Here is a 20,089-nt window from a genome sequence, read left to right as displayed (position 1 = left end):
ATGTCACGCATTGCCTATGTCAACGGCCAGTATGTCCAGCACTCAGAAGCGGGAATTCATATCGAGGACCGCGGTTATCAGTTTGCCGACGGCGTCTATGAAGTCTGCGAAATCGCGCGCGGCAATATCATGGACATGACCCGCCATCTCGATCGCCTCAATCGTTCGCTCTCGGAACTGCGCATCGCCTGGCCGATGGATCGCAAGGCACTCGTCGTCGTGATCAAGGAAGTGGTAAGGCGCAACCGCGTTCATAACGGGCTCGTCTACCTCCAGGTCACGCGCGGTGTCGCCAGGCGCGATCATGTGTTTCCCGCTGCCGGCACGCCTTCATCTATCGTCGTTACGGCGAAGCGCACGGATCCGAAAGCCTCGGCGGCGCGCGCGGCCAAGGGAATCAAGGTGATAACCGTGCCGGAAAATCGCTGGGAGCGCGTGGACATCAAGTCGATCGGTCTATTGCCCAACGTGCTTGCGCGCCAACAGGCGAAGGAGGAGGGTGCTCAGGAAGCCTGGTTCATCGATCCCGACGGCACGGTCAAGGAGGGCGCGGCGACCAATGCCTGGATCGTGACCAAGGACGGTACGCTCGTGACCCGGCCGGCCGAAAATGGCATCTTGCGCGGCATTACCCGCACGACCATCTTTGATGTGGCGAAAAAGCTGGGGCTGAAGATCGAGGAGCGGGGGTTTTCAGTGGACGAAGCCAAGAAAGCCAAGGAGGTTTTCATGACGGCTGCGACCACTGTTATCATGCCGATCGTTGCGATTGACGGCGAATCGGTGGCAAATGGCCATCCTGGAGAGACTACACTTTCCTTACGGGAAGCGTTTTTTGACGTTGCGGAAAGAACGCCAGCCTGTTAACCGGAGAGTGAGGGGACTAACAGACGCACTTTTTCACCTCCCGTAGGAGTCGATTCATTTCCACTCCTGCTGCCGAATGTTGTATGAGACGCTTTGCTGATCGCATAAAAGGACAAGAACAATGGCTGAACGATCGCAGAATCTTCAGGATCTTTTTCTGAATTCAGTCAGAAAACAAAAGATTTCTCTGACAATTTTCCTCATCAATGGCGTGAAACTGACCGGTATTGTCACTTCTTTTGACAACTTCTGCGTGCTTTTACGCCGCGACGGCCATTCGCAGCTCGTCTACAAACATGCGATCTCGACCATAATGCCGAGCCAGCCCGTGCAAATGTTCGAAGTTGAAGAGAGCGACTGAAACCAATTTGACCAAAGAAACCCGGCGTAACGCAAAGAAGTCCAGCCCGATTACCAACAACGGTGAAACGGCCAGGGAACTGACGCGCGCTATCGTGATCGTGCCGATCCTTCCGCAGCGCTTTGCCGATGGCGGCAAGGATGCGGGCAATCACAGCAGTTTCCAGCATGAATTCCAGCGCAGCGACGAAGCCCGTCTCGAAGAGGCTGAGGGACTAGCGCGCGCCATCGATCTCGACATCGTCCATTCCGATATCGTCCAGGTTCCCAACCCGCGACCGGCGACCTTGCTCGGAACGGGCAGGGTGGAATCGATCGGCGAACTCGTGGAAGCATCCCATGCGGAACTCGTGATCGTCGATCATCCTTTGACGCCTGTACAACAACGCAATCTCGAAAAGGCATGGAATGCCAAGGTCCTCGACCGGACCGGGCTCATCCTCGAAATCTTCGGGCGCCGGGCGCAGACGAAGGAGGGCGCGCTCCAGGTCGAACTTGCGCATCTGACCTACCAGAAGGGCCGGCTCGTGCGCAGCTGGACCCACCTTGAACGCCAGCGCGGTGGCGGCGGCTTTCTCGGCGGTCCCGGTGAAACCCAGATCGAGGCCGACAGGCGTGCCTTGCAGGAAAAGATCCTGCGCATCAAGCGTGAACTTGAAACCGTTGTCCGCACGCGCACGTTGCACCGTGCCAAGCGCAAGAAGGTGCCGCATCCGGTCGTGGCGCTCGTCGGCTATACCAATGCCGGCAAATCGACCTTGTTCAACCGGCTCACGGGAGCACGGGTCGTCGCCGAGGACATGCTCTTCGCCACGCTCGATCCAACGCTGCGCCGCATCCGCCTCGAACACGGCGAGACGATCATCCTTTCCGATACGGTAGGTTTCATCTCGAACCTGCCGACACATCTGGTAGCCGCGTTCCGTGCCACGCTCGAAGAGGTGGTGGAGGCGGACCTTATCCTGCATGTGCGCGACATCTCCGACCCCGATACGGCCGCTCAGGCTGAAGACGTTCATGCGATCATGGAAAGTCTTGGCATTGAACGCGGCGACTCCAAGCGCATCATCGAGGTTTGGAACAAGATCGATCTGCTTGATGAGGCTGGCCGCGAGACAGCATTGCGCCAGAGCGCCGCGGTTTCCGGAAGCGAGCATCCGATCCCGATTTCGGCGATCACAGGCGAGGGCGTGGACGCCCTGCTACAGGAGATCGAGGGCCGAATTTCCGGCACACTTTCCCGGGTCAAGGTCACGCTCAAGCATGACCAGATGCGCTTGATGGACTGGATTTACCAGCATTCGAGCAATGTAAAGCGCAAAGACCTCGACGACGGATCGATCGCGCTGACAATGGACATGACGGTGGCCTCAAACGAGATGCTCGAGGAAAAGCTTGGCCGCAATGCGCGGTAGGGCGCTTACTTTTCGCTCTTCGCCTGCTGCCATAGCGCTTCCATCTCTTCAAGCGTAGCCGCGCCAAGCGATTGATCCTGTTCGGCGAGCTTGCGCTCGATGTAGTGAAAGCGCTTGCGAAACTTCTCGTTCGTCCCGCGCAACGCGCTCTCCGGCTCGAGTTTGAGATGGCGGCCGAGATTGACGATGGCAAAGAGAAGATCGCCGTATTCCTCCTCGGTATCCTTATGCTCGCCGCTGGCGATCGCTTGCTTCAGCTCGCCGATTTCCTCTTCGATCTTGTCAAGGATGGGCGCCGCTTCCGACCAGTCAAAACCGACCTTGGCGGCGCGCTGCTGCAGCTTCAGCGCACGCATCAGCGCGGGGAAGCCGTGCGGAATATCATCGAGAAAGCCCTCTTTTTCGGCAAGGCTGAGATTGAGCGCCGCGCGGCGCTCGCGCCGCTCCGCCTTTTCCTCGGCCTTTATCTTGTCCCACATGCCCTTGGCCATGCCGGCGCCACGCGCCGCTTCCTCGCCGAACACATGCGGATGCCGCCGGATCATCTTGTGCGTGATCGCCTGAACCACGTCGCCGAAATCGAATGCCTGCATTTCCTCGGCCATGCGGGCATGAAAGACAACCTGAAGCAGAAGATCGCCGAGTTCCTCGCGCAGATCGTCGATATCGTCGCGTTCGATGGCATCGATCACCTCGAAGGCTTCTTCCAGCGTATAGGGCGCAATGGATTTGAAATCCTGTTCAAGATCCCACGGGCAGCCGGTGACAGGCGTGCGCAGGGCTTGCATGATATCGAGGAGGCGGGAGATATCGCGTGATGGTTTCATGGATAGAGCATAGGCCACGTCAGTGCTGCCGAACATGACGGATTGGATCGCAAGCGAAATTTGTCCACAACATCTGGATAAGGACACCTTGTGGGCCACGTCGTAATGGGAGCGGGGCCGCAACAGGTGATTTCGTAGGTGACGACCACTCTAAAGCGCTTTACGCCAGGCGATCCACGCACCCCAAAACAAGCTTGAAAAGAATCCTTCCGGCCGTTCAAAACCCGCGACATCAAGCAGGCTGAACACCTCATCTTCAGATGCAGGTGGGTCGGCGCCTTGCAGGATCTTGCCAAGCTTTACCTTGACGTCCTCGCTGGTCGCACCATGCATCCGCCAGCGTTCTCCCCACGCGGCAAGCAAGTGCGGTTTCTTGGCATAAACATAGCGGTTGCACGCAAGGATGAGAGGCGCACCGGGCGCGATCCGATTTGCGATATCCTTCAGTATGGCGTTCTTTGCGTCATCACCGGGCAGGTGATGCAGCACCCCGAGCATCATGGCGGCATCAAACGTTGCATCTGTCGATAGAACGTCCAATGTGCCCAGATGCAGTTCGGCTCTGTCGCTTAGGCCTTGCTCCTGAAGGCGCTGTGCAGCACGCGCAAGCATCGGTTCGGAAGGGTCAATGCCAACGAACCGCCACGTGGGTTCGATTTTGGAAACTGCGGTTATTTCCTGTGCAGTGCCACCGACGCCCACGATGAGAATGCGTCGCTTGCCTCCAGGTCCGAGTGCTGCAGCCAACATGCAGGCGGCAAGTTCATGGCATGCCTCATAGCCAGCCAGGGCTATCCGGCTCTGGGTTTCATATTCATCCGCTCGCGAGCTATCGAACTTTTGGGCAGACTGGAGTTCACGATCGTCGCTTTTCATCTTCAGTATTTTTCTCCGGACTTCAAATGCCTCGACCGCGCGGCACTGCGCCTCCTGAAACCAAGGGAGGGTTCGGTGCGTGTCGCAATTGAAAATAGAATGTGCCCATCCCAAATACAAAAGTCACATAAGATAGATTATGGAACTAACATATAGATATAATCAGCCAGCAATATCCGCAATTTGGGCCTTTGCAGCCCTGACCAAGGCCTTGGGATCGCTCGGAAACACAAAATTGGTGCCGCCTGCGGCCGCCCAGACAACATCGTACCGCATCAAATGCTCGTCGGCATAAGCCGCAATGTCGATGAGATGGCCGATGGGCGCAACGCCGCCAATGGCGAAGCCGGTTTCCTTGCGCACGTGCTTTGGATCAGCACGGTGCAATGCTTCGCCAGTCAAACGTGCGGCCTTGCCGAGATCGAGTTGCCGCGGACCGGACACCAGAAACAGATACAGCTTCGCGGTCTCAGCGCCTTGAAAGATCAGCGACTTGACGATCTGGCCGACGGTCACGCCGCATTGCACAGCCGCGTCTTCGGCCGTATGGGTCGAATCCGGCATCTCGCGAATCTCGATCTCAAAGCCGGCGGCGTGGGCTGCCTGGCGAACACGTTCGACGCTCTTGCTCATAGGTTGACCTCGAATGTCAGTCCATCGAACGCGGGTTCGACATGATCGGGCGTTTCGCGCATGACCGTCTCGTAGTCGAGCGGCACATGCATGTGGGTCAGGATTGCTCGACGCGGCTTGAGCTTATCGATCCATTCAATTGATTCTTTTAAAGAAAAATGGCTTGGATGCGTCCGGTACTGCAGCGCGTCGATCACCAGCGTATCGAGGCCAGCCAAGGCAGAGGCCGTCGCCGCAGGAAATGCGCTCACGTCGGAGCAATAGGCAATATCGGCAATGCGAAAGCCGAGCGAAACGATGTCTCCATGGATCTGCGGCAATGGCAGGAAGCGTATCGCTCCGCCCGCGCCTTCGATCGCGAAACTCTCGTCATGGATAATCTCGTGCGGCCGCAATATCGGCGGATAACTCGATCCTTCGGGTGTCTTGAAGCAATATCCGAAGGCGTCATAGAGCCTCTTCAGGGTTGGCGCGTCCGCATAGATATCGAAGAGATCGCGGCGATCGATGACAAAGGTGCGCAGGTCGTCAAGCCCGTGAATATGGTCGGCGTGAGGATGCGTATAGACAACAGCGTCGAGCTTGCCCGAACCAAAATCGATCATCTGCGAGCGGAAATCCGGGCCGGTGTCGATGATAACGGTGGTGACACCGCCATTTTCGGCAATGCGCTCGACCAGCATCGAGGCGCGGCGGCGACGGTTCTTCGGATTGCCCGGATCGCATTTGCCCCAGTCGCCATTGATGCGCGGCACGCCCGGCGAAGAGCCACAGCCGAGAATCGTGAAGCGCAAGCGGTCAGGCATCGGCGGGCCTTGGCATCTTGGTGAAAAGCCGGAACACGTTATCAGTCGTCAGGCGGGCGATCTCTTCCTCGCTGACGCCGATGGTATCGGCAAGGACAGCAGCCGTGTGGCGGACGAAACTCGGCTCGTTGCGCTTGCCGCGATGCGGCACTGGCGCAAGATAGGGCGCGTCGGTCTCAACCAGCACCCGATCACGCGGGACATTACGGGCTATGTCACGTATCTCGGGCGAATTCTTGAAGGTAAGTATGCCTGAGAAGGAAACGTAACCGCCAAGATCCACACCAACCCTGGCGAGTTCTGCGCCAGAGGAAAAGCAGTGCAGGATGAAAGGGAAGGTCCCCTTCCCCGATTCTTCCTTGAGGATCGAAATCATATCGTCATCGGCGTTGCGCGCGTGGATGACCAGTGGAAGCTGCGTGACGCGCGCCGCTTGAATGTGCGTGCGCAGTCCCTGCGCCTGCGCTTGCGGTGGCGCGTAGTCATAATGGTAGTCGAGCCCCGCTTCGCCGATCGCCACCACCTTCGGATGCTCTGCCAGACGGATCAGCTCGTCGGCTGTTACGTCGAGTTCCTCATGCGCATTGTTCGGATGCGTGCCAACCGAAGCGTAGACGCTTTCATAGCGTTCGGCGATGGCAAGGATCGTGTCGAAGCGCCGGACACGCGTGCCGATCGTCACGAGGCGCTTGATATCGTGATCAAGCGCCCGCTGGACGATGGCATCCCGTTCTTCCTCGAAATCGGCAAAGTCGAGATGGCAGTGACTGTCGACAAGCATCGTCATTCGCTGTCCGCTCAGGCTTCTTTATCGGCTTCGACGTAGCGCGGAAAGATCGGCTGCGGTGCCGGCAAGTCAGCTCCCGCAACGAGCTCGCCGCCAGTCAGATCGGCGAAGTTGCGCTTGTCGGACGGGATCGCCAGGATGTCGAGCAACTTGGCTGCGGACCCTGGAATAAACGGCAGACAGAGAATGCCGACGCGGCGGATGACTTCGGCTGTCACATAGAGAACTGTTTCCATGCGCGCCGGATCGGTCTTCTTGAGCGCCCATGGCTCCTGCCCGGCGAAGTAGCGGTTTGCCTCAGCCACGACAGCGAAGATTGCGCCAAGCGCGAGATGCAGCGCCTGCGTAGACACTGCCTTTCGCGCCGTGTCGAGGGCTGTCAACGCCTGGTTGAGGATCGCCTGATCCGCATCGTTGAACGCCCCGGGCTGCGGCACCTTGGCGCCGCAATTCTTCGCGATCATCGACAGCGAACGCTGCGCGAGATTGCCGAGATCGTTGGCAAGGTCGGCATTGGTCCGGTTGACGATGGCCTCATGGCTGTAATTGCCGTCCTGCCCGAACGGGATCTCGCGCAGGAGGAAATAGCGCAGCTGGTCGAGCCCATAATGCTCGACGAGCGAGATCGGATCGATGACATTACCGACCGATTTCGACATCTTCTCGCCGCGGTTGAAGACGAAGCCGTGTCCATAGACCCGTTTCGGCAGCTCGATCCCGGCAGAAAGCAGAAACGCCGGCCAGTAGACGGCGTGGAAACGAATGATGTCCTTGCCGATGACGTGAACGTCTGCCGGCCAATAGCGCCAGCGCTCGGCATTCGTGTCCGGGTAGCCGGCGGCAGTAATGTAGTTGGTGAGTGCATCGACCCACACATACATGACGTGCTTTTCATCGCCGGGAACGGGGATTCCCCAATCGAAGGTGGTGCGCGAGACCGACAGGTCCTTCAATCCGGACTTGACGAAGGAAATCACCTCGTTGCGGCGTTCCTCCGGTCCGATAAAGCCAGGATTGTCGGCATAAAGCTGAAGCAGGCGTTCCTGATACGCGGACAGGCGGAAGAAATAACTCTCCTCCTCCAGCCACTCGACAGGCGTTCCCTGCGGGCCGTAGCGCACATTATCCGCACGCACTTCCGTCTCTTCTTCTTGATAATAGGCTTCGTCGCGCACGGAATACCAGCCGGCATAGGAATCCTTGTAGATGTCCCCCGCCTCTACCATCTTCTTCCAGATAGCCTGCGATGAAGCGTAGTGCCGCTCCTCGGTGGTGCGAATAAAATCATCATAGGAAGCATTGAGAAGCGTTCCCATGTCACGGAAAAGCTTTGCATTTCTATCGGCCAATTCACGCGGGGAAATCCCCTCCTTGCGTGCCGTCTGCAGCATCTTGATGCCATGTTCGTCGGTGCCGCTGAGGAAGAGAACATCCTTGCCATCGTGGCGATTGAAACGGGCAATCGCGTCCGTCGCAATCAGCTCATAGGCATGGCCGATATGCGGGCTCCCGTTCGGGTAGGAAATGGCAGTGGTTATATAGAATTTTTCGCGGCTCATGCTGACCTAATTTTTCGTCTTTGTCTCGGAAGCTTGGGAGGCTTTGACATAACTCATGTCCGGCGCGATTGCCAGACCACCAAAGCCCTATCTGGCGTCTGCAAGAGCGCGATGAATTCGTTCGAGGAAGATCAGCACGGTCTGCTTGCGGTCGAGATTGTAGGCGGCGGCATCCCTCGCCTCGTTCTGCATCTCGTTCCAGAGGTTGGACCACCTGCTTGCCATTGCGGTATCGCCCTGCTCTGCCGCCAGACGTGCCTTGAGCGCGATCCGGTCGAAGAGACCTTCCAGAAAGAGATCGTACTGGATTTCAGCTTCGCGGGCCGATAGCGCCGAGGCCAGCGCATGCGCCTTTGGCACATCGAATACTGCCTTGGCGAGAACGCCTTCCACGGCCTCGGCAATTTCAAGGCCGCCGAACGCCAGAAGCAACGCCGCCTTGCGCACGCTGCCATCGGCTTGCTCAACGAGCGCCTCGACATCGCCGGCTTGCGCGGAATCGAGCTTGATTGCGCTTAGAGCCGATATCAGATCGTTCCGCTCCAGCGGCTCAAATCGCAGCGACTGGCAGCGGGATCGGATCGTCGGCAGGAGACGGCCGGATGAATGCGATATCAGAACGAAGAGCGTTCGCTGCGGCGGCTCTTCAAGCGTTTTCAACAAGGCATTGGCGGCATTGCGGTTCATGTCGTCTGCGGGATCGACAATGACAATGCGCCAGGAACCGTCATGCGATGTCCGGTTGAGGAAATGCGTGACCCTTCTGATCTCGTCGATGGTGATGCCGGTCTTGAACTTGCCCGTCTTGGCATCGACCGGCCGCGTGATGTGCAAGAGCGCAAGGTGCGTGCCGCTCGCAATCTGCCGGTAGGGCGCAACTGTGAAATCCGGCTCGGCAAGTGCCGGCGGCGCAGCGTGAGCTTGCGGATTGCTGAGCATGTGCCCGGCAAGATGGAATGCAAGAGTCGCTTTGCCGACGCCCTGCGGCCCCTCCAGGAGAAGAGCATGGTGCATATGGCCGGATTGATAGGCCTGCGCCAGAAACGATCTAATCACCTCGTGTCCGAACAGGGCAGAATTGGCAGAGGGTGACGGGACACCGTCGATTGCGTCATGGGTAGCCGGAACGTCGAGGATCGCGTCGGTCATCGTGCCACCTCGGCAGCACGGACAGCTTTCATGCCACGGCTTGCCTTGAGGTCGTCGACAAGCTCGGCGATCTGGCGAGCGATCTCGCCTGCCGGCCGGTCGCCGGCGATCACCTTGCAGCGCTCGGGTTCAGCCTGGGCAATTGCGAGATAGGCATCGCGCCGCTGGGCATGCATTTCGACCGTTTCCTTCTCGAAGCGGTCGGCGGTGCCCTCGCCGCGTCGCGCGTTGGCACGCTGGAGACCGATCTCCGCCGGCAGGTCGAGAATGATCGTAAGATCCGGCACCAGCCCGTTGATTGCCACCTTCTCGATGGCGTGCATGAGATCAGGGTCGAGGTCGCCCGTCACACCCTGATAGACCCGGCTCGAGTCGATATAGCGGTCGCAGAGCACCATCCGGCCCGAGCGGAGCGCCGGACGCATGACCTGCTCCACATGATCATTGCGGGCCGCAGCGAAAAGCAGCGCTTCCATCGCGGGCCCGAATAGTTCGGCAGCGCCGCTCAAGATGACGTGACGCAGTGCTTCGGCGCCGGGTGAGCCGCCGGGCTCGCGCGTCGCCAGCACGTCATCGCCGCTTGCGCGCAGATGTTCGGCCAGCCGCGCAATCTGCGTTGATTTGCCAGCGCCCTCGCCGCCTTCGAATGTAATGAATAGTCCTTGCACGCCGCCGCCGTCTTTCGATGCAGACTCATTTTAAAGATGGTTCTAGCGCCCGCAAATTAAAAGGTCGAGGCGTGTTCAGAACTTGAGTTGCCTCGTCCAGCCCGTGGTCAACTCCAGCATCGCATCGATGCTGCGCTTCTTCAGATCGCCGGTCTCCACGGCCTCGGCCGTGAACACGGGCGTTTCCTGGACAAGCTCGTCACCAATCCAGATGCGTAACACGCCCGCCTCTTCCCCCGCCTTTATGGGCGCGACAAGCGGTCCCTTGTAGATAACATGCGCTTTCAGCCGGTCGCGATTGGCAACAGGAACCAGCAGGCTGATTTTTTCGGTTGCTTTCAGCGGTACGCTGGACTTCGTGCCGCCAAAGACACTCGCTTCCCCGATCGTTTCGCCCGCAGCAAAGATATCGATTTCCTCGAACGCCTGATAGGCCCACTCGAAGATGCGCTTTGCCTCTTCGGCCCGCTCCTTGTCGCTGGCAAGCCCGCTCAAGGCAACGACATAACGCTGGCCGCCGTGCTCCGTGGCGCCGACAATGCCGTATCCCGACTGTTCGGTGTAGCCGGTGCCCATGCCGTCCGCACCGATATCAAGGCGGAGAAGCGGGTTGCGATTGCGCTGGAAGATATTGTTCCAGGTGAAATTGTCCTGCGCATAGGTGTGATAGAATTCCGGATAGCTGCGCTTTATGTGGCGGGCAAGCGCGACAAGGTCAGTTAAGGAAACGCGCTGCTTCGGATCCGGCAACCCCGTGGAGTTGACGAAGGTGGAACTGTTGAGCCCCAGTTCCTTCGCCCGTGCATTCATCATTTCGGCGAATTTTTCCTCCGACCCGGCAATGCCTTCGGCAAGGATAATGCAGCCATCATTGGCCGACTGAACGATAACGCCCTGTATGAGATCGCCAACGCTGACCGCCGATTTGAGCTTGGCGAACATGGTCGACCCACCCGATGGTGCACCACCGGTGCGCCAGGCGTGTTCGCTCACCGTATACTGGGTCGAAAGGTTGATCCTTCCCGCCTGCAACTCGTGGAACACGACTTCCATCGTCATCAATTTGACGAGGGCTGCAGGCTCGATAAGAGTTTCGGGCATTTTGGAATAGAGCACCGTACCGGTCTGGTCTTCGACCATCAACGCCTGCTTGGCTTTGGTGTCAAAAAGCTGGTCCTGCGCATCGGCAGCGAAGCCTGCGAGCATTACCACTGCAATGCCAAGAACGAGAGAACGGATGGGTGCTTTCAACGCGACGACCAGGCGTCGGCAATCAATTCCCGTCATCGCGAACGACAAATGCATCGCCTGCCCCCGCCGCCCAGGCGGCCTTGAGCAACCGGTCGGTATTCTTCCCGGTATCGGCACGGGCAATAAGCTCTATCCTGCGCCCTTCGGGGCTGGCGACTTCGGCCATCTCGACTTTGCCGAACGCCGAAAGGGCCGCGACTATCCGTCCGGCCTCGCTCTTGCTGGCAAACAGGCCGATCTCGATATATTCGCCGGATGATGGGCTGGCGGTCGCCCCGTTCATGCTCTTCCATGACGAAGAAATCGCTGACGAGGAGAGAATGCCTGTAGTCGCCTCGATCGGCGCATTGGCGCTTTCAATACGCTCACTGGCATAGGAACTGACGAATGGCGATCCCGCCTTGCCGCCCTTCAGCGAGCCGATAAGGATCGTCGGCTTGTCGTCGATATAGGGCCCGACCAGGGGCAAGACCGGGTCGATATCGGTGCTGAAGTTCATGGCTGCCGCCATCGGCACAGGCTGCGGCTGGCCCCCGTCGATCCGCGCCGCCTGTTGCTCAAGCGAAAATGCCTGATTGCCAAGGCTGGCCACTTGGATGCCGGCGGGATGTTGCGGCTGCATGCCGGGTATCGGCATGGGCGCGCGCCGCGTCGGCGTGCCGCCGTTCATGGCAATCATCACCCCGGATGCCGGCTGGCCGTAAGGATCGACGCCAGGCGCGTGATATGAGGCCATGAGAAAGCTGTCATCATTGCCTTCGAGCGGTGCACGGCCGACATACTCGACCTTGACGCTAGCGGTACCTGTGTCGTGGTAGTCCAGCACCATCGCGGCCTTCTGCGAAAGATCGATGAGGCGGTCGGAATGATAGGGTCCGCGATCGTTGACGCGGACGATGACAGAACTGCCGTTGGAAAGGTTGGTGACGCGCGCATAGCTGGGCAGCGGCATCGTCGGGTGCGCCGCCGTCAGCCGGGTCGTGTCGTAAATTTCACCATTGGCGGTCAGGCGGCCATGAAACGCAGAGCCATACCAGGACGCCTTGCCCTGGCGCCGATAACCCGGCTCTTCCTTGGGATAGTACCACTTGCCGGCAACCTTGTAGGGCTGGCCGACAAGATTACGGCCGCCTCCACGCGGAATGTGGCGCAGATCGGTGACGACCCGCGGGCTCGCCTTTACGCCATAGGCGGATTCGGCAAAATATTCCTTGGGGTGCTGCTTGCGTGCAACTGTCACTTTAGGGGAAGCACAGGCGGTCATCAGAGCGCCCACGGCAACAACCCCCACAACTTGAAAAGCTTTGGCTTTTGACAATGTTGACCACCGGCCGCGCGGACCGTCCCCAGGAATGGTAATGTATCGATAGCAGATCAGAACGTTGACGCAAACCCCGACGCCCATCCGGGATGCACCAATATGAAATTGCCACCGATAGGTTGATAGGCCATTAACAGGCCCTATAGTGCGGCAAGCCTATCAAAAATATGGATATTTCCATGAGTCGCATATCTGCAATCGACTATGCCGCCGCTTCGCCCGAAGCACGCGCCGAACACGACCGTGAGCTGCAATTGCGCGGGCGGATGACCAACATGAAACGCATCATGCTACATTCTCCGGTTGCCCATCGCATCTATGCCGAGTGGTTCACGTTGCGCGATTTGCTGCGGCCGGCCTTGAGCGACCGGGAAATCTGGCTCCTGTCGCTGGCGATTTCCGAAGCGAGCAAAGCGCGCGTTCCCGCCACTTTTTTTCGCCGGGCCTTGATCGAGTCCGGATTGGAGCTGGAAGCCGTGGTGCCGACGGCCCGAGAAGCAGCGCTGATCGATTTCGGAAGGGCCATTGTCGTAAACTCCAATGCCGTAGCGGACGAATTGTGGAACAAGCTCGCTGCCAGCTATGATGAAGCCACGCTCGTCAACCTCGTCGCCTTTGCGGGGATCATGATTGCGACGACCATTTTCACCAATGTCGTCAATGTGGATCTCGATCCCGAGCTTGCGCGCTACGCCGCAGCCGGCGATATCGTGGCCTCCTGAAGATCAGTCGCGAAGGGTCGTTACGAATTGCGCGTCGCCACGCAGCGTATTGGAAACGGTGCAGATTTCCTCGGCTTTTCGGACGATCTGGCGACGCGTGCCGGGGTCGAGATCGCCATCGATCTCGATGTCGATGTTAAACGACGCAACGCGGGATGGCTCGTCATGCGCCTTTTCGCCGGTGACGTGGACACGCACTCCCGCAAGCTTTTCCGAGACACCGAGCTTGTTTGCCGCAATCCGAGCGCTGAGCGCAATGCAAGCTGAGAGTGACGCATAAAGCAGATCAAGCGGATTGAACCCCGGCTGCGAGACGGAGGTGACGATGTTGATCTCGCCGCCTGTCTCGGACGTTACCACCGGCAGTTCCTTGCCCTTGAGCACTGCCGTGGCTCCGACGGCCCTGGTGCGGATCTTGAGTTCTGACATCTTGCGGCTTCCCACTATGCTACCGTTGCGCTTCCTCTACTTTGCAGGCACGCTGTGGGACAAGTCTACGGCAAAAGATGCGGCGCAACCGTTGACGCGGCAATGCGAAGAGCTATAAAAGCCGCGGCGATGCTTCGAGGCGAGTTTTGCTTGATTTCCCTCGCCTGCTGAGGCTGGAAGAGTGGCCGAGTGGTTTAAGGCAACGGTCTTGAAAACCGTCGTGCGGGGAACCGTACCGTGAGTTCGAATCTCACCTCTTCCGCCATCGCATCCGATCTAAGTCATTTATTTACGATATAATCCACCGATACGCGTGTCGGCTCGCACGGAGCAATGCTGGAGCCGATCGCCTATCCCACTCCGTCGCTCTCAAGCTTTGGGTAGCGGCCTCAACCAGATCACCCTCCGCTCAAGCAAAGGTGAAGGCGATCACATACCATTCCTGATTTTTGAGCTTATTCTCGTATCATCCAAAACTTCAGGAGGCGGCGATGCGACTTTATATTGTTGCGTTCCTCGCATTGGCGTTGAGCGGGTGTGTCACGAGCAATCCACAGGACGGCGGCGGAATACCCCGGCATGCGTCATGGGCAGGACAGAATTGATCGCTACAAGCGAAGCTTAAACATCAATACATGGCGTTAATACCTTGCTTGAAAATGCGAAACCCTCACTGCTCTTTGAACGCGCGGCTGAACTGATCGGCGAGCGGCTTGGCAAGAAATGACAGCGCCGTGCGCTCTTCTGTCGAAACGAAGACCTCGACCGGCATGCCGGGCAGCAGTTTCCCGTCCCCGAGCTTTTCCAGTTCATCCGCCGGAACGATGACGTCGGCAAGATAATAGACCTGGCCCGTTGCCGGATCGGTGCTTGTCGCCGCCGAGACATAGGCGATGCTGCCGAAGAGTTCGGGAGTCGTGCGCTGATTGAAGGCAGAAAAGCGCAATTTCGCCGGTTGGCCGACAAAGACCTGGTCGATATCGGTCGGCGCCAGCTTTGCCTCGATCTTCAATGCGGCGTCGGCGGGCACCAACGTCACCAACTTTTCCGCCGGGGTAATGACCCCGCCAATTGTGTGGACGGCAAGCTCATTGACGGTGCCGGATAGGGGCGCGCGAATGTCTGTGCGCGCCAGCCTGTCCTCGATGGCAATGCGGCGCTCGCGCAATTCGGAAAGCTTTGGCTCGATCGAGGAAAGTTCGCGCTGCGCTTCGGTACGCGCGGTCTCGTCGATGGCGATGATCTGGATCTGGATTTCGCTCATCTTGGCCTTGGCGCGGGCAATGCTGGCTTCGACCTCACCCTTTTCGCCGACGAGCTTGGCCATCTCGCGGTCGATGACATATTTGCGCGAAGTTTCGATCAGCCGCTTGTCTGTGAGGCCCTTGATCTTGTCGTGCTCGATCTTGACGAGGGCGATTTCATCGGTCTTGGAATCCCGTTGCGCTTCAAGGCCGGTCACCTCCTGGCCAAGCTGATCGATCCCGAGTTCCAGCTGTTCCTTCTGGCTTTTGCGATTTTGGCGGTTGCCTTCGAACAGGCGGTTCTCCCCGAAGAAGATATGGTGGTGTTCTTCGAGCCGGCTCGATAGTTCAGGGGAAAGAATGATGGCATCGAGATTGTCGCGTTCTGCCATAAGCCGGACCTGACGAGCCGTGAGCTCGATGAGCTGTGTGCGCACGATCGACAATTCCGCCCGCGTCTCGGCATCGTCGAGGCGTAGCATCACCTGGCCCTTGGTGACGAAATCGCCCTCCTTGACGGCGATCTCGCTGATGATGCCGCCATCGCGGTGCTGCACCGATTTCATGTTGCGATCGACCTTCACCTGCCCCGGCGCAATGATGGCGCCGGTCAGCTGTGCCGTTGCCGCCCAGCCGCCAGCTCCTGCAAACAGCAGCAGGCCAAACAGTGTGCCGGCAAAAACCCGCGATCCTATCGGGAACGTCTGGTCTGGCGCTGCAGCCGATAGTGCACCGTTGCGATTGGTCTTTTTGTTCTTTCTTCCAAGCATGTGCCTGCCCCCGGTTCTTTTGTGTTGCCGTGCTTTTTTATGGATTTTCGACGATCATCAGCACGTGATGGCCGCTCAGGTTGATTGTCATCTCGAAGTGCTCGTCGCGGTTCATATCGACCTCGATCAATGTCTGCGCGAGTTCGCCCGTGCCCTCGTGCCTGATCTTGATCGGCAAGGGCTCGTCCCCGGCCGTCTCGCCATAGATATCTTCAAAGCGGTCCTCCAGCCCGTCGATCACGTCTTCGAAGATCTCGTAGTTCGAGGTCTCGATACGGTCGCCGACCATGAAATCGATAATGTTATGAATTACCTCGGCGCTCGAGCTACCCTCGGGTATGTGAAACTGGAAGGTGTCGTTGCCATCGCCGCCGCGCAGGATCATCGCCTCGGGCCCGATGATCATTCGGTCATCGCCACTACCGCCGTGCACCGTCTCGAAGCCGCTGATCGCGTCATGACCGATGTCAAACCCGGTCGCCTCGCCGGTTTCGAGGTTGACGAGCACAGCCTGTGCCGATGCCGAGTAGTCCAGCGTATCGGTGCCCTCGCCTCCGGCATAGGTATCGTCGGCGCCATCGGCCGCTGCGACGACGCGATCATCCCCATGTCCACCGTCAACCCAGTCTGTGCCGCCGCCGTCGGCAAGCGTATCGTTGCCGCCATTGCCCAGAAGCGTCTCCTCGCCATTGCTGCCGGCAATGGTATCGTCGCCCGCCCCGGCACTGATTGTTTCGAAGTTGCTGATCGTGTCGGTGCCGATCTCGGCGCCGGTGGCGTTCCCTGCTGCAAGATCGATGGCGACCGCCATGATTGCCACAGAATAGTCGAGCGTATCGATACCGCTGCCACCATCATAACGATCATCCGCTGCATCGCTGTCGCCGATGACGACATCATTGCCGGCATCGCCGCCGACCTCGTCTGCGCCGGAGGAACCAGCAAGCCGGTCATCTCCGCCGCCGCCGGAAAGCGTGTCATCATTGGCACTGCCGCCCATCGTATCGTCGCCGCCACCGCCCTTGACCGCCTCGATATTGCTGATTGCATCATTGCCGATCTCGCCGCCCGAGGCTGCGCCTTCTGCAAGATCGACCTCGATAGCGCCCGTCACTGCCGAATAGTCGAGCGTGTCCTCGCCGTCACCGCCGTCATAGCTGTCGTTCGCGCCGTCGGCATCGCCTAGGATCGTGTCGTTGCCCGCCTCGCCGCGCACGCTGTCGGCATCGGCGCCGCCGCCGAGGAGATCGTTGCCCTCACCGCCGCGGACGATGTCGAGCCCCGCATTGCCCAGGACAACGTCATTGCCGAGGCCGCCGTCAAGAATGTCATTGCCATCATCACCATTGATGCGGTCATTTCCCAAATCCCCCGTAATGTTGTCATTGCCCAAGCCGCCGAACATGAGGTCGTCGCCATCGCCGCCACTGATCGTGTCGTCGCCGTCTTCGCCAAAAATTGTATCGCGACCATCCTCGCCATAGAGTCGGTCATTGCCGGCACCACCCCAGATCGTGTCGTCGCCGAGGCCGCCAAGCACGATATCGGCGCCCGCACCCGCCATGACGATGTCGTTGCCGCTGCCGGCAACGATGTGGTCGTCGCCATCGCCGCCATTGACGGTGTCGTTGCCACCCCGTGCATCGATGAGGTCGTTGCCCGCGCGCGCGTCAATGTCGTCGGCACAGTCGCCGCCGACAAGAATATCGTCGCCGGGGGTGCCGAAGATGGGCAGATTGCGCAGCACCGAGAACTGCGCGGTTTGCCACACCGAAAGATTGCCGTCGGTAATCTCGTAAGTGAGCGTGACCGGACCAAGTCCGCTTGCGGCAAAGGTCCAGCCATTGCCGGCTTGCGTCAACGTCCCTGAGGAGATAGTCAAATTGCGGATCGAAAGCGGATCCCCATCGGGATCGGCGGCGCCGCGCAGGAGATCGGCAAGGCCGATCAGCGCCCCCGCACAGCCGTAGACGTCGTAGAGCGTGACGGGACCGCTGGTGCGCGGCGCCCGGTTTACCGGCTTGCCGTTTTCATCGTCAGCATCGTCGCTCGCCGGCTCTTCGTTGTCGTCGTCCAAGTCTGGAAACGCATGCCGAAAGGCTTCGGGTGCCCAGCCATATCCACCGCCGCTGCTGGAGGCGATCCCGCGCGCCGGCTGTGCCATCCAGGCGTTGTCGTTGGCGGCCTGGAATGATACCGAAATTCCGCCGAACTGGCGCAGCAGCGCCGAACTCGGCAGGTTCAAGTCCTGGAGGCTGATGGGCGGTGTATCGGCAAGTTCAAAAGCGCTCCCTCGCCGCGCCGATACCAGCGCCTCGCCTGAGCCGCTGTGCTTCCTCTCCTCCGGATATTCGTTATCGATCACAAGTTCGGGCCCGCGCGCCACAACCTGCTCCGGGGCGGACGTTCCGGCCGCACCGGCCGGCGCCGGCGGTCTTTCCTCGCTATTGTCGGCATAGTCGCCGAGCCGCGGAAAAGCGCTCTTCAAATATACCGCAAGCCCGGTCAGGAATACGGTAAAGAACAGGGGCGCATGGGAGCGCCTGTCCGCATTCTTCAGAACATAGCGCTCATGCGGGTTTTCATTCTCGGATGGGTTGGTCTTGGTGCCTTTTGCCTCGATGATCATGCCAGTACCCTCGATGTGACGCGCGGCGCATTCTGCGCTGCCGGTGCCTGACGGTTGCCCGGGTCCGCCGGGGCGGCTGATTTGAGAATCTCCTCCTTCGGGCCGAACGCCACCATCTTGCCATTCTGGATGACGGCAACCAGATCGACGGCGGCGAGCGCGCTCGGCCGGTGGGCGATGACGACGGCAATGCCGCCGCGCGCCCTGATCGCCTTGATCGTTTCGGTCAGGGCCATTTCGCCCTCACCGTCGAGGTTGGAATTGGGCTCGTCCATAACGACCAGGAATGGGTTCTTGTAGAGCGCTCGAGCGAGGCCAATGCGCTGGCGCTGTCCGCCGGAAAGCGAGGCGCCTTGCGGCCCGAGCGCCGTGCGATAGCCGTCCGGCATGCGCACGATCATTTCATGGATCCCGGTGATCTGCGCCGCCTCGACGATGGCGCGGGCATCGGCATCCTCTTCGAGCCGGGCAATGTTTTCCTCAACCGTTGCATCGAGCAGCGCCACATCCTGCGGCAGGTAGCCGATATACTGGCCGAGATTGTCATCCGACCACTGTGTCAGGTCGGCATCATCGAGCCGCACGCTGCCGCGCAGCGCCGGCCAGATGCCGGTGAGCGCCCGCGCCAGCGTCGTCTTGCCGCCGCCGCTTGGGCCGATTATTCCGAGTGCTTGCCCGGCCATGATCTCGAAGCTCACCTCGCTCAGAAGCACGCGGCCGGAACCGGGCGCCGCAATGGTGATCTTCTCGACCTTCAGCGATGCCGTCGGCGCCGGCAATTGCATCGGCGCCTCGTTGCCCGCGAGCGCAACGACGGTTTCCTTCAGGCGGTTGAAGGCATTGCGGGCCGCAACAAGACCCTTCCAGTTGCCGATGGCAAGATCGACGGGGGCAAGCGCTCTGGCCGAAGCCACAGAGGCGGCGATGATTGCGCCGGCAGAAAGTTCGCCCTGAATGGTCAGCCAGGCGCCAAGGCCGAGGACGGCCGACTGCAGGACCATGCGCAAAACGCGCGAGACCGCGCCAAAGGTGCCGCTGATGTCGTTGGTGCGCGTCTGCAATTGCAGATGCTCCTGGTTCGCCGCGTTAAAGCGGCTGACCGCCCGCCCGGCAAAGCCCATCGCTTTCAGGATCTCGGCATTGCGCGCGTTGGAATCGGCAATGGCATTCCGGGCAATCGCCGATTGGTGCGTCGAACTTGCCAGCCGCCGCGTCATCAATTCGGTGATCACCGTCAGCACCGACAGGATGAAGGCGCCACCGAAGGTCAGCGCCCCGAGATAGGGATGCAGCATATAGACGAAGATGAGATAAAGCGGCATCCATGGCAGGTCGAACAGCGCCACCGGGCCCTGGCTGCCAAGAAAACTGCGCACCGTGTCGACGTCGCGGCCGCGTTCGAGCGCCTCCGCCGTTGAAAAGCCGAAACGCGGCATGTCGATGGCGACCTGATGCGCGAGCGGCGCGATCTTAGCATCGAGACGCGCTCCGACCCGCACCAGCACCTGCGAGCGGATAATGTCGAAAAGACCCTGGAAGAGGTAAAGGCCGATCGCCAGTGCCGACAGTGCGAGCAGCGTCGGGACGCTGCCGCTGGTCAAGGCCCGGTCGTAGATCTGCAACATGTAGAACGAGCCGGTCAGGGCAAGGATGTTGATGATCCCCGAGGTCGTGAACAGAAACGCGAAGATGCCGCGAAAACCCTCTGTGAGCTTCTCGGCATTCTTTCGCTTCATCCCCGTTAAAGCTGGCTTGGAACGCATTGTTTTTCCCCAC

18 protein-coding genes and 1 tRNA gene are annotated in these 20,089 nt (G+C 59.6%); 5 read left to right on the top strand and 14 right to left on the bottom strand.

The features are described from left to right. The 3 genes from AC1DNI_RS22225 to hflX all read left to right on the top strand — a co-directional run bounded on the left by AC1DNI_RS22225 (position 1) and on the right by hflX (position 2,642). Positions 1-867, top strand: coding sequence for a D-amino-acid transaminase (locus tag AC1DNI_RS22225; protein WP_477693452.1), 867 nt, complete (start codon positions 1-3; stop codon positions 865-867). Between the two features lie 121 nt (positions 868-988). Further along, complete coding sequence (hfq, locus tag AC1DNI_RS22220; protein ID WP_008129219.1) at positions 989-1,228, top strand: RNA chaperone Hfq; 240 nt, start codon at positions 989-991, stop codon at positions 1,226-1,228. 49 nt (positions 1,229-1,277) lie between these two features. Next, complete coding sequence (hflX, locus tag AC1DNI_RS22215; protein WP_477693486.1) at positions 1,278-2,642, top strand: GTPase HflX; 1,365 nt, start codon at positions 1,278-1,280, stop codon at positions 2,640-2,642. A 5-nt stretch (positions 2,643-2,647) separates the two neighbouring features. Here hflX and mazG read toward each other — a convergent pair whose 3' ends face one another. The 10 genes from mazG to AC1DNI_RS22165 form a co-directional block, all read right to left on the bottom strand. Next, complete coding sequence (gene mazG, locus AC1DNI_RS22210) at positions 2,648-3,469, bottom strand: nucleoside triphosphate pyrophosphohydrolase (RefSeq protein WP_027233291.1); 822 nt, start codon at positions 3,467-3,469, stop codon at positions 2,648-2,650. A 150-nt stretch (positions 3,470-3,619) separates the two neighbouring features. Next, the gene (locus AC1DNI_RS22205; RefSeq protein WP_477693451.1) at positions 3,620-4,459 is read right to left on the bottom strand and encodes a class I SAM-dependent methyltransferase; all 840 of its coding nucleotides are present in this window, start codon (positions 4,457-4,459) and stop codon (positions 3,620-3,622) included. A gap of 48 nt (positions 4,460-4,507) precedes the next feature. Further along, complete coding sequence (locus AC1DNI_RS22200) at positions 4,508-4,978, bottom strand: YbaK/EbsC family protein (protein WP_477693450.1); 471 nt, start codon at positions 4,976-4,978, stop codon at positions 4,508-4,510. Next, positions 4,975-5,784: an MBL fold metallo-hydrolase gene (locus tag AC1DNI_RS22195; protein WP_477693449.1), complete on the bottom strand. Its 810-nt coding sequence runs from the start codon at positions 5,782-5,784 to the stop codon at positions 4,975-4,977. Before AC1DNI_RS22195 ends, AC1DNI_RS22200 begins: the two co-directional genes overlap by 4 nt. After that, entirely contained in the window at positions 5,777-6,565 is a 789-nt protein-coding gene (locus AC1DNI_RS22190) for a TatD family hydrolase (RefSeq protein WP_477693485.1), read from the bottom strand. The genes AC1DNI_RS22195 and AC1DNI_RS22190 overlap by 8 nt, the downstream gene beginning before the upstream one ends. A gap of 17 nt (positions 6,566-6,582) precedes the next feature. After that, positions 6,583-8,130: a methionine--tRNA ligase gene (metG, locus tag AC1DNI_RS22185; RefSeq protein ID WP_477693448.1), complete on the bottom strand. Its 1,548-nt coding sequence runs from the start codon at positions 8,128-8,130 to the stop codon at positions 6,583-6,585. Positions 8,131-8,217: 87 nt separating this feature from the next. Beyond that, positions 8,218-9,279: a DNA polymerase III subunit delta' gene (locus AC1DNI_RS22180; protein WP_477693447.1), complete on the bottom strand. Its 1,062-nt coding sequence runs from the start codon at positions 9,277-9,279 to the stop codon at positions 8,218-8,220. After that, positions 9,276-9,947 (bottom strand): dTMP kinase, encoded by a 672-nt coding sequence (gene tmk / locus AC1DNI_RS22175; protein WP_477693446.1) that lies wholly within the window; start codon positions 9,945-9,947, stop codon positions 9,276-9,278. The genes AC1DNI_RS22180 and tmk overlap by 4 nt, the downstream gene beginning before the upstream one ends. Positions 9,948-10,022: 75 nt before the next feature. Beyond that, complete coding sequence (locus tag AC1DNI_RS22170; protein WP_477693484.1) at positions 10,023-11,153, bottom strand: D-alanyl-D-alanine carboxypeptidase family protein; 1,131 nt, start codon at positions 11,151-11,153, stop codon at positions 10,023-10,025. A gap of 67 nt (positions 11,154-11,220) precedes the next feature. Next, the gene (locus AC1DNI_RS22165) at positions 11,221-12,462 is read right to left on the bottom strand and encodes a septal ring lytic transglycosylase RlpA family protein (protein ID WP_477693445.1); all 1,242 of its coding nucleotides are present in this window, start codon (positions 12,460-12,462) and stop codon (positions 11,221-11,223) included. A 236-nt stretch (positions 12,463-12,698) separates the two neighbouring features. On the opposite strand from AC1DNI_RS22165, the gene AC1DNI_RS22160 reads away from it, so the two are divergent. Next, the gene (locus AC1DNI_RS22160) at positions 12,699-13,241 is read left to right on the top strand and encodes a carboxymuconolactone decarboxylase family protein (RefSeq protein WP_477693444.1); all 543 of its coding nucleotides are present in this window, start codon (positions 12,699-12,701) and stop codon (positions 13,239-13,241) included. Positions 13,242-13,244: 3 nt separating this feature from the next. Here AC1DNI_RS22160 and AC1DNI_RS22155 read toward each other — a convergent pair whose 3' ends face one another. Further along, positions 13,245-13,670: an OsmC family protein gene (locus AC1DNI_RS22155; protein ID WP_477693443.1), complete on the bottom strand. Its 426-nt coding sequence runs from the start codon at positions 13,668-13,670 to the stop codon at positions 13,245-13,247. A gap of 175 nt (positions 13,671-13,845) precedes the next feature. Between AC1DNI_RS22155 and AC1DNI_RS22150 the strand changes: the two genes are divergently transcribed. Beyond that, positions 13,846-13,935 (top strand) — tRNA-Ser (locus AC1DNI_RS22150). A 405-nt stretch (positions 13,936-14,340) separates the two neighbouring features. Here the strand turns inward: AC1DNI_RS22150 and AC1DNI_RS22145 are convergent. The 3 genes from AC1DNI_RS22145 to AC1DNI_RS22135 are packed head-to-tail and all read right to left on the bottom strand — an operon-like array spanning position 14,341 to position 20,076. Beyond that, a complete protein-coding gene (locus AC1DNI_RS22145; protein ID WP_477693442.1) occupies positions 14,341-15,684 on the bottom strand; it encodes an HlyD family type I secretion periplasmic adaptor subunit in 1,344 nt (447 codons plus the stop codon). Between the two features lie 37 nt (positions 15,685-15,721). Further along, complete coding sequence (locus AC1DNI_RS22140; protein WP_477693441.1) at positions 15,722-18,313, bottom strand: cadherin-like domain-containing protein; 2,592 nt, start codon at positions 18,311-18,313, stop codon at positions 15,722-15,724. Beyond that, on the bottom strand, positions 18,310-20,076 hold the full coding sequence (locus tag AC1DNI_RS22135; protein WP_477693440.1) for a type I secretion system permease/ATPase: 1,767 nt from the start codon (positions 20,074-20,076) through the stop codon (positions 18,310-18,312). Before AC1DNI_RS22135 ends, AC1DNI_RS22140 begins: the two co-directional genes overlap by 4 nt. Positions 20,077-20,089: the final 13 nt, after the last annotated feature.

The organism is Phyllobacterium sp. 01N428 (genome assembly GCF_056399405.1).
This window is presented reverse-complemented; position numbering and strand designations above follow the sequence as displayed.

Coding starts and splice junctions, on each gene's coding strand:
- AC1DNI_RS22225 (WP_477693452.1), top strand. CDS start 1: ATGTCACGCATTGCCTATGTCAACGGCCAGTATGTCCAGCACTCAGAA.
- hfq (WP_008129219.1), top strand. CDS start 989: ATGGCTGAACGATCGCAGAATCTTCAGGATCTTTTTCTGAATTCAGTC.
- mazG (WP_027233291.1), bottom strand. CDS start 3,469: ATGAAACCATCACGCGATATCTCCCGCCTCCTCGATATCATGCAAGCC.
- AC1DNI_RS22200 (WP_477693450.1), bottom strand. CDS start 4,978: ATGAGCAAGAGCGTCGAACGTGTTCGCCAGGCAGCCCACGCCGCCGGC.
- AC1DNI_RS22195 (WP_477693449.1), bottom strand. CDS start 5,784: ATGCCTGACCGCTTGCGCTTCACGATTCTCGGCTGTGGCTCTTCGCCG.
- AC1DNI_RS22190 (WP_477693485.1), bottom strand. CDS start 6,565: ATGCTTGTCGACAGTCACTGCCATCTCGACTTTGCCGATTTCGAGGAA.
- metG (WP_477693448.1), bottom strand. CDS start 8,130: ATGAGCCGCGAAAAATTCTATATAACCACTGCCATTTCCTACCCGAAC.
- AC1DNI_RS22180 (WP_477693447.1), bottom strand. CDS start 9,279: ATGACCGACGCGATCCTCGACGTTCCGGCTACCCATGACGCAATCGAC.
- AC1DNI_RS22170 (WP_477693484.1), bottom strand. CDS start 11,153: ATGCTCGCAGGCTTCGCTGCCGATGCGCAGGACCAGCTTTTTGACACC.
- AC1DNI_RS22165 (WP_477693445.1), bottom strand. CDS start 12,462: ATGACCGCCTGTGCTTCCCCTAAAGTGACAGTTGCACGCAAGCAGCAC.
- AC1DNI_RS22160 (WP_477693444.1), top strand. CDS start 12,699: ATGAGTCGCATATCTGCAATCGACTATGCCGCCGCTTCGCCCGAAGCA.
- AC1DNI_RS22155 (WP_477693443.1), bottom strand. CDS start 13,670: ATGTCAGAACTCAAGATCCGCACCAGGGCCGTCGGAGCCACGGCAGTG.
- AC1DNI_RS22145 (WP_477693442.1), bottom strand. CDS start 15,684: ATGCTTGGAAGAAAGAACAAAAAGACCAATCGCAACGGTGCACTATCG.
- AC1DNI_RS22140 (WP_477693441.1), bottom strand. CDS start 18,313: ATGATCATCGAGGCAAAAGGCACCAAGACCAACCCATCCGAGAATGAA.
- AC1DNI_RS22135 (WP_477693440.1), bottom strand. CDS start 20,076: ATGCGTTCCAAGCCAGCTTTAACGGGGATGAAGCGAAAGAATGCCGAG.